The sequence below is a fragment of the Arthrobacter sp. ISL-65 genome (genome assembly GCF_018613795.1).
Taxonomy (GTDB): domain Bacteria; phylum Actinomycetota; class Actinomycetes; order Actinomycetales; family Micrococcaceae; genus Arthrobacter.
This window is the reverse complement of record NZ_JAGGPN010000054.1, coordinates 34699-43748: the sequence shown is the minus strand read 5'-3', so window position 1 is coordinate 43748 and position 9050 is coordinate 34699. Positions and strand designations below refer to the sequence as shown.

Here is a 9050-nt window from a genome sequence, read left to right as displayed (position 1 = left end):
ATCACCACAAGAACCCAAGGGTCCTCCAACGCGACACTGTAGGTCCACTTCCCCAGGGCAAGCTTCCGCGTAAGTACTGCCCTTCCAATGCGCGTATGCCCTGCCCGAGAAACTGCCCGTTGGTGGTGGCTCTAGCGCTACACTGGCGGACGCGCACCTCGTCGGGTACGCCCGGGATTAAGTCGCGCCTAAATCGCTGCCGGAACGGTCCCATATGGCGACTTGTTGTCGCGCTCCCGCCCAAGCCCACGCCGGAGCCAGTGCTGCTGGGATCCGAGGACTACTACTGCTCAGGCCGACGCGGGCGGCCAAGCACTCCCAGAAACTTCATCTGGCTTCCGGGCACAGGTGCCTGGCGGAGCCCTCCGAATCTGAGTCGTCGGTGCCAGTTCGGTTACTCAGCAACAAATGAAACTGGTATCGTCCAAATCTCTACGGGGAGGCGAATAGTCAAAAATGCAGGCAGGGGATTGGGTATCACTCGCGGCGGCCGTGGTTGCAGTTGTGGCAGTGATTTGGACAAGAGCCCAGGCGCGCTCAGCCAAGCAGCAAGCGGAGTCCGCCAAAGAACAGGTGGTGCTTGCGAAGCGGCAGACCGAGATTCAAGAACAGCTCTACCGGGACCAGCAGCAGCCCTACATATGGGTCGATTTCCGAGCTGATCCGGTTTCCTATTACGTGGTTGACCTCGTATTGAAGAATGAAGGGCCAACCGTTGCAACCAATGTTCGAGTGACCATGGACCCACCTATCCAGCGCTCGTCCGCCTTCACTATTGAGAAGAACCTCCTGGATCTCCCGGGTTTCGCAAACGGGTTCGCCTCGATCCCGCCCGGCCGGGAGATGCGTTGGAGCCTGGGCACACACGTCGAGATTTTCGAAGAACGTACCTTTCACCGACACACAGTGACGATTGCTTTCGATGGTCCCTTCGGGCCGGCGGATCCGCTCGTGTATGTGCTCGACTATGCGGATGCAAAGGCGATGGCACTGCGTGACCCGGGCAATCTAAAGTCGATGACGGAGGCACTCACTAAAGGCAACCGCGAGCTTACGCGAGTCCTCGGCCGCGTCGAGCGAGCCATGCGTTCGGACGACCTGCAGGACTAGCGGACGGACCCGGCAAGGCCTCACAGCAGAGGCTCGAACCTTGGAAGCATCTCCTTGGAAACGTAGTTGTACAAATACTCAAGCAGGCTTTGTACGGGATAGTTGCTGGGCGACGACCCCGGCTCGTCGAGTCCTACAAAGGACGACCCCATCGCTGTTATTTCCAGTTCTGGGTCTATCTCACCATTAGCGAACCTAAAGACACCGATTACGCCATTGTCGCCTATAGCCCCTGTTTGCAACTGGCCCCCCACAAGGGAAGATCCGGCCGGGGTGCCTAGGAACACCTGCGTATTCGTGAACATCAGTGCCGTCAAATGCAGGCTCCGGTGCTTATCCACGTTCCAGAGTTCGTTGAGCACGTAGAGCGGGTGCGCTGACGGATCGTCCTGCTGATAAGGCTGGAGTTCCTCAATCCTTGATAGAGCTTCATTGGACACCCCGCCATGCACGGCAAGCCGGTTTGGTCGGTTTTTGCAGACGGGAAACGAGGTCCGTGTGGTCGGTGTGTTTCCGGCTGCGAGAACCAACCCGTAAGCAATATGATCCACCGCAGAACGAAGCTGATGGGCAATTTCACCAACCAGGACGCTGAGTAAAACTGGTGGTTGTGTTGTCACCCGCACGGCTATGGCGGAGGTTTCGCCATCGGGCTGGATTTGGCGGACAAGGGTAATCGGGTCCAAATCGAGGTACCTGTGAAGCTCGTCGTCGAGCTTCAGCAGGTGCTCCATTGCCCTGTCGATCTTCGCGCGGATGCCGGGCGGCTGGGTCATTGAGCCATGATAGCCAGTCCCTCACCTCGCTCAGGAGAGTTGGACCACGAACCGTAGCGACGCTTTTTCAGATGCTCGGCCTACCACAGCCTCACGTCTGGCACTAGATCAGCTCATATGCTTGCCTCTGTGTTTTCCGCTGCCCAATAGTGTCTAGGAGGAACTCAGCGATAGTCACAGTGCTGTTCAATGCCAAGCGTGCGTGTGCCTCCGTGGCGATGCTGGCCGTCGTGCGACCATGACCGGTTCCGATCTCGTTCCGGAGCTCGGCAATGGCCTGGACTGTTGTGGTCAGCGTTCGGAAAATCCTCTGGACCGTCTGGCTTGCTTTGCTGCTGCCCTTGACGCTTTCTGCGTTGATTTTTAGGGCCTCTCCTACTTTCTTATAGAGGTCCGGTACATCGTCTTTGGCAGGGTATTCAACCCCTTCCTGGTCAAGGATCAGCTTGAACAGGCTCTCAAGAAGTTCCTTGGAAGACGCGATTGCGCTGGCTGGATCACTGGCGATGCTCTTCTTGATGCGCTCCAGATGTTCATGCAGGACGCCTGATTCGGTCAGGAGCGGTTGACGGGCAATCGCTTGGGGTACGTCACCGTGGAAGCTACCGCGGACCTTGACCTTGTATACCGGTTGTCCCTTGGCTTCCCCGTCGGCGACAAGATGGAATCCATTGTCGTGCAGAATTTCGTTGTAAATACCCACGATACGAGAGCATTCCTCAGCATCCCGCACAAGAGGGTGGACAGTCATCTCCAGAAATTGGATGAAAACTGCATCAGTTCCCCATCGGACATTGAATCTTGGATCTGTGAACACGTAATCGTCGTCCCAGTCATAAGGGTTGCGTATCCGGTGCTGCTGGATGTCCTGATAGGCATTCTGGAATCGGCTGTCGTCGCTCCGCATCTCGTTCAGATTGAAAATTCGACTTAGGAAGTCCGGCTCACTCAGTCGCCCAGACCACGCTATGGACTCAAGCTGGTAGGCATCAATGATCTTGCGTCTTGCGGTATCGGTGATTTTGTTTCTCAACCCAGCGGCTGCCTTCTCTTCGACCAAGGCGCCTGACTCGGAGCCTCTGACTTCAAATGTAGTCGGACTCAGCTAACCCATAGGTCAAGCCCGTGTGGCAAGCTTCCAGCTATGGATGAGCATGATGAAACACCGCGCGCTCTGGACGACTCGCGGGTCTTGGAGACGCTTCGTGCGGCCCACGTCGCCTATATGGCGGCTACGTCGCCTGCTTACACGAAGTGCTTACGGAAGTCGCATGCCGAGTTCAGGCCAAGGCCAGCATCGGCAAATCCGATATCGGAGCCCTGCTCTTCTGGAAGCGACTCCGTGCCGATACGCCTTGGGTCCGCGACTTGATGACCATGCGAGATCTTGACGTCCGGACCGTGACTAAAGATGCGGTGGCTGCGGTAACCGACGTCACGCTGACCATACCTGATGCGGCTTCTGCCGGCCGACGCGCACTGTCGCCGTTGCCTGGCTTCGAAACGGGAGATGCGCTAGCTTCAGCTCTACTACTGGCAGCAGCACCCGATCGAATGGCGGTATATGACCGGCGCGCGCAAGCCGGACTAGAGATTCTGAACCGTCCGCTCTCCCCCCCCGCGGCCGGTACGCCCGCTACATGTCGCTGGTGGAAGAACTGCGGTTTTTGGCGCAGGGCAACGGGCACGCTTGGTCGGCGAGAGATGTCGACGTTGCACTCTTCTGGCTCGGCGGGCCGAAGCCGTAGCCCTTGGCCAAGCAAAGCGGTCTTGTGCCTGAGGACAATCCATCAAGACAAGGGCAGACTCTGGGGGCTACGTTGGTCACCAATACCCGGTTCAGAACAGCCCTGCGGGCGGTTCCTCGCAGGGTAGAGGGGCGAGTTTGGAGCGGTGGCCGTCGTCGGGGGTGCAGCCTTTGAACGGCCCGTCGGTTGAGAGGAGCACGGACATGTGGTGGTCTGCGTGGTCGCGCCACCACACGCTCATGCCTGTGGTGCCGTCCAGGCGCAGGAATTCCCAGGCGCGCCAGAGCGCTTCGAGGCGGCTGATGGCTTCGGCGTGCTTCCACCATTGCGGGCACCAGGTCACGCCGCCCTGCACGTTGAGCTGCCGGCGGTAGGTGGTGGCCAGCTTGCCGCTTACGAACTCGGCGACGTTCGGGTAGAACAGCTCAGGCTCGTCCGCGTCGCCCTCCCCTGCTGGCTCCGTGGCGTCAGCTGAGGTGTCGTCCAGCTCGTCGTCCCACTCCCCCAGACCCTCAGTCATCAGTGGTGGCCCCTGCGGAGATCCACCGGCTCCCGGCCGCGGCCGGAGGCCTATTGGCCGGATCGTGCGCGGTGATGGAGGCCCGCACCGCATCGGCCTGCGGACCGCTCATCCAAGGCACCGTCTCCAGCAACGCGGCCGGGGCGCCGGAGGCGAACATGATGGCCCGGCCGCGTGGGAACGCGGCCAGGTCCGACACATCCAGGGTGCGTTCTTTGCGGTCGTCGTCGTGGCTGTAGGAGGTGCCCTGTGTGGAGCGGCTTCTGGTCATGTTGGAGTAGCGGTACTCCCCCACGAGCTGTGCGAGTTCGTTGAGGAATTCGGCTTCGGCGACGCCGCCGCCGTAGACCTTGATGTTGGAGGCGGACCAAAGTTTGCGCATCCCGTCGCGGCCCCAGACTTCAACGCCTTGGGACCAGGACTGGAGGATGGTCATCAGCACGATGCCGCGGGAGCCGTAGTGGCTGTAGAGGTTTGGCAGTTCGCGCCAGCGGCAGACGTTTGCTGCTTCGTCCAGGACGCCGATCATGGGTGTGGCCAGCCGGCCGCCGGGTGAGTGGACGGCCAGTTCTTCGGCGGCTTCGACCGTGGCCACGGTCAGCGCCGTTACGAGCGGGCCCGCGGTGCCCTTTCCTTCCTTGGAGAGGCTGTACAGGGTGCCCTTGGAGCGGACGAATTCTGCCGGATCGAACTGGGGCCGCTGGTCGTTTTCGCCCTGGGGTGTCACCCAGCGGGCCACTTGGCGGTTGGTGAGGCAGGAGGCCATTTGCAGCGCCGTGCCGTACACGCCGCCGCGTTGCTTCTCGGGGGCGTTGATGACGCCGCCGACTGCGTTGGAGGTCTGCAGGAAGCCGTGGGCCTTGAGGATGTCCACAGCTTCATCTTCAGCGGGACGGGTCAGCCAGGTGTGAACCTGTGTGATCGGCCGCCCGTCGAGGGCGGCGGCGAGCAGGAGGCCGGCAAGGAGATCCTGACCGGCGGGATCGAAGTAGGCGTCCGTCTTGGCATCGGGTCCGCGGGAGCCGGCAGCGAAGTGATCGGCCAGACGCGCCGCCTTCACTTCGTCTGTGACATAGCTAAGGGGGTTCCACCACCAGGTGGGTTCCTCGAGTGCGACGGACTGCGGGTCGAAGACCCAGACCGGCCCTTCGGCAGCGCGGACGTCGCGGGTTCCGTCAACGATGTCCCGCTTGTTCGAGGTCACCAAGGCGGCGCCCGGTGCGGCGAGGATTGCGGGGATGGCCCGGGAGGTGGTCTTGCCCGTGCGGGGTCCCCAGATGTCGATGTGCATGTCTTCCCAGGAGCCGTAGACCATCTGCCCGCCCAGGACTGTCTTGCCCACGGGGACGCCGGGTGAGCCTTTCACGCCGAGGCGTTCGGCGGTGGCCGTTGCACCGCGCAGGCTCAGTGCGCGCAGGTCGCGGCCTTTGGCCATGTGCTGGGCGGCGGTGTCCACCCGGGAACGCTTGGACCGCCGGCGCAGCACTCCACGGACCACCAGGACAGCCAGGACGATGATGAGGACACCGAAACCGACCAGTACCCCTGTGGCGGCCGCTGGCCAGGTGACCTTGTGCGATAACAGGCCGAAGACCAGTTCAAACGGGTTGGCCGGCAGCTTCTGGCCGTCATTGGACAGCATCGACCCCAGATGTACGGCGCCGGTTACCGAGCCGACGCCGAGCACCACGACGGTGATGAAGACCCAGAGCAGGATTGTTTCGGTGTCGAGCTGTGAGCGTTTGCCGCTGTTTGGTGCACCCATCAGTTCTCCCCTTCGCCGTTCCTGTTGATCGTCCAGCGCTTGTTGGTGTCGTGCAGTTTCTCCTCAACGCTGGTTAGTTTGAGCGCGACCGGGATTCCGGGGCGGCCGCCGACCTTGAAGAGGAACTTGCCCAGGCCCGGGCGTACGCGTTTGCGGGATCCGCCGACGTCGGTCCAGGATCCCGGATCAGCCCACGAGATGAGGCGGGATTGTTCGGCCCGGGAGAGGGCGACGGCTTTGTTGAGTTTTTCCATCTCGGCTCCGGGGAGCGCGCCGCAGACGACCATGCCGGAGCGTTCGACGAAGCCGCGTGCTTTCATCCGTTCAGATTCCGTTGGCAAGGCTTCGAGGTCGCTCATGGTGTGCGTGATCATGGCCTGCCCCACGCCCTCGGTACGGTTCAGGCGGGTCAGCGAGTCAACCCGGTCCACCATGCCTTCACCGGAGCGAAGGGCCCGCCACAGCTCGTCCATGACGACGAAGTAGTTCCGCCGCGGTTCCAGGCCGGCGTCGGCCAGGGTGTGGGCCACCTGGACGGTGGCGAACCCCGTTGACCAGCAGGCCAGCAAACAGGCCGCTTGGATGTCCCGCTGCGTGTCGGAGATCCCTGACAGGTCGAATACCACGGGTTTGGTCAGGTCCATCGGCTGATCAGTGGGCTGGGAGAACATGTCAGAGAACCGGCCCGAGCCGTCGAGGGAGTACAGCGACTGGCGCAGCTGGTCGGTCGCGTCGAGGTACCGGCTCATATCGCCACGATCCAGGGCAATCGCCCGCAACTCGGCGGGCGCGTCCTTGATGACCTCGATCAGATCCCCGATCAGGGGAACGCGGTCCAGGCGCTCGTCCAGGATGTGCAGGGCCCGGTCGATCAGGGATTCCTCGTGGGCGCTGGGCTTGGCGTTGCGCACGATGGTAATCAGCGCGGTGATCATGTTCAGGCGCCGGTTGTGCGAGTCGGCCATCAGCTGTTCGGCCAGCTTCTCCGCCTTCACCGCTGCAGCGAGCAGCGGCGCGGCCGCGGCCTGGTCGCCATCTGGAGCGTTCAGGGTCCGGTTGGCCTTGGCCCGGTGGTCCTCGGCCGAGGCGAGCAGCCTGACGGCTGCGCCCGTGGCTTCACCGGGGTCCAGGACGTTCAAGTGGCCGCGCCCAGGACCCAGACTGATGACCTGCCCGCCGAGGGCTTCGATGAGGTCAACGTAGTCCGGCTTCAGGTCACCGAGGATCAACGGGTTGATGCTCCGGCCTGCCAGGCCCAGGACGATGTGCCGGACCAGGGTGGATTTGCCGTAGTGCGGCAGGCCGAGGACGAACATGGAGGGGTTGTTGATCATGCCGTGCATGAACCAGCTGATCGGATCGGCCCCGAAGGGCGCTCCGGTGTCGGTGTGAACGCCGATCGGGACCCCCAGGATCGGGGTGCCCGACCCGCCCACGAACGGCCAGAGACCACAGACCTGGACCGAGGTTCCGCGCCATTCGTCCGCTGCCGTGACGTAGACGGCTTCACCCTGTCCGCGGCCGCGCCAGCCCCGCAGGCCCGGGCGGCGGGCGACAGCGGCTGCCAGCTTCGTGGCAGGGGCCGGTGTGCGTTGGTGCTTGGTTTTGCTGCCGAACATCACATGGCCTCGCGGATCTCTTCGGGAACCTTCAAGTGCTTGGGCAGGACCAGCCCCAGTGGCAGGGACGCGGCAAAGGCAGAATCCTGTGAGCCGTAGGCGCGCCGCAACAGCAGACGTGCCGAGGGGCCGAGGTTGCCCTCCACCACGGCCACCGCGTCCTCAATGTCACGGGAGGACAGCACCGTGGCCGTGACCACCATGCCGAAGTTGACCAGCCCGGCCCCCTTGGCTTCCTCCGCTGCGGTGGCTTGCGCCGCACGGGCGTCGACCAGGGCGCGGGCTGTGGGCCGGTTGGTCGAGGAGGCCCGGGTGAGGGCGCTTGTTTGGTCGGACTCCACGATGGCGGCCGCGCGGCCGGCTTCGATTGGCCGGTACAGCAAGGTGACGCGCTTGCGTGCAATCTCCCCATGCGGTGCCACCATACGGGCCAGCGCAGAGGCCAGGATGTGGCCGCGGGGTGCGCCCGTCATTGACCAGGACACAGAGTGCCCGGAATCGTGGCGGTAACCGTCCCAATCGGCTTGATGGGCGGACGGTCCGACGTCGCTCCAGTCCAGGTCAACGGGGCTGCCCTGGTAATGGGCTTCGTCGATGAGCCGTGCCGCTGCAGGGTCGTACGCGACCCGAACGACCTCACACAGTTCCTGGGCGTTCAACGGGGCGCAGGCACCGGCGCCGGTGGATTCCAGACGCTCCGTGAGGCTGGGAAGCCGTGACGCGAGATCCCTTGCAATCTCGTCAGCTGTGCGTCGCTTGCCGCCGGCCCGGGCAGCGGCGCTGAACGTCAGCGCGACCCACGCCCGGATCGTGGCCGATCCCTGCGGATAGGTCGTCAAAGCCTCCCGGAGCATGGCCTTGGCAATGTCAGGGGCGTCCTCGTGGATGTTCGACTCAACTTCCCGGCGCAGCCGTGCCCCGGAATCGGGGGCAGTTTCGACCGTGACGGATGCAGCCACGACGGCAGGTTCATTCGACAACGAAGCCAACCAACCGCCCCAGTTAGCCACCCAAGCATCAATCTGTTCGGGATCGACCAACGACGCCCCGTCAGGCTGCGTGCCGAAGACAACGGTGTAGTGCGCAGTGGAGGGAAGGTGGATCAACGCGAACGGGCGCCCATAGGAGTCCGTGAACTCGTAAAGCTTGGAACCGGCACAGATCCCGGGCAGCTGGAACTCGCCCCAGGGCGTCAGTCCCAACGGACCGGAACGGTAGATGTTGGCCTTCTTGCGCCGCGCCAAGCCGAACGCCAAACGGCCGAAGACCCGCTCCCCCACAGACTTGTTGTGCTTGTCGGTCACCGAGACGACGGCCAGCGCCAACCCAAGGACGAGCAGCGCAACCAGCCCGGCGAACCAGCCGCCGACGAAGAAACAAATCACCGTGATGATGAGGCCAACAAACAATCCTGCTGTGGCCAGGCCACCAAGCGTACCGATGCCCGCCTTACGCGGACGTCGCCAGTTGCCGTAGGTCGGTTCCCTGTATGTGTTCTCGATCGCTGCCATC

Annotated in this window: 7 protein-coding genes; 1 reads left to right on the top strand and 6 read right to left on the bottom strand. The window is 63.0% G+C overall.

All coding sequences use genetic code 11. From position 1 onward, the window contains the following. Positions 1–456 precede the first annotated feature (456 nt). The gene (locus tag J7I85_RS21950) at positions 457–1110 is read left to right on the top strand and encodes a hypothetical protein (protein WP_214857203.1); all 654 of its coding nucleotides are present in this window, start codon (positions 457–459) and stop codon (positions 1108–1110) included. A 20-nt stretch (positions 1111–1130) separates the two neighbouring features. Here J7I85_RS21950 and J7I85_RS21945 read toward each other — a convergent pair whose 3' ends face one another. The 6 genes from J7I85_RS21945 to J7I85_RS21920 all read right to left on the bottom strand — a co-directional run bounded on the left by J7I85_RS21945 (position 1131) and on the right by J7I85_RS21920 (position 9049). Next, on the bottom strand, positions 1131–1886 hold the full coding sequence (locus J7I85_RS21945; protein ID WP_214857201.1) for a hypothetical protein: 756 nt from the start codon (positions 1884–1886) through the stop codon (positions 1131–1133). A 103-nt stretch (positions 1887–1989) separates the two neighbouring features. Continuing rightward, positions 1990–2946 (bottom strand): abortive infection family protein, encoded by a 957-nt coding sequence (locus J7I85_RS21940; RefSeq protein WP_214857199.1) that lies wholly within the window; start codon positions 2944–2946, stop codon positions 1990–1992. A 779-nt stretch (positions 2947–3725) separates the two neighbouring features. Further along, a complete protein-coding gene (locus tag J7I85_RS21935) occupies positions 3726–4154 on the bottom strand; it encodes a DUF4913 domain-containing protein (RefSeq protein WP_214857197.1) in 429 nt (142 codons plus the stop codon). Further along, entirely contained in the window at positions 4147–5919 is a 1773-nt protein-coding gene (locus J7I85_RS21930; protein ID WP_214857195.1) for a type IV secretory system conjugative DNA transfer family protein, read from the bottom strand. Before J7I85_RS21930 ends, J7I85_RS21935 begins: the two co-directional genes overlap by 8 nt. Next, the gene (locus J7I85_RS21925; RefSeq protein ID WP_214857186.1) at positions 5919–7538 is read right to left on the bottom strand and encodes an ATP/GTP-binding protein; all 1620 of its coding nucleotides are present in this window, start codon (positions 7536–7538) and stop codon (positions 5919–5921) included. Before J7I85_RS21925 ends, J7I85_RS21930 begins: the two co-directional genes overlap by 1 nt. Then, positions 7538–9049 carry an SCO6880 family protein gene (locus J7I85_RS21920; RefSeq protein ID WP_214857213.1) on the bottom strand — a complete coding sequence of 504 codons (1512 nt, stop codon included), beginning with the start codon at positions 9047–9049 and terminating at the stop codon, positions 7538–7540. The genes J7I85_RS21925 and J7I85_RS21920 overlap by 1 nt, the downstream gene beginning before the upstream one ends. Position 9050 lies beyond the last annotated feature (1 nt).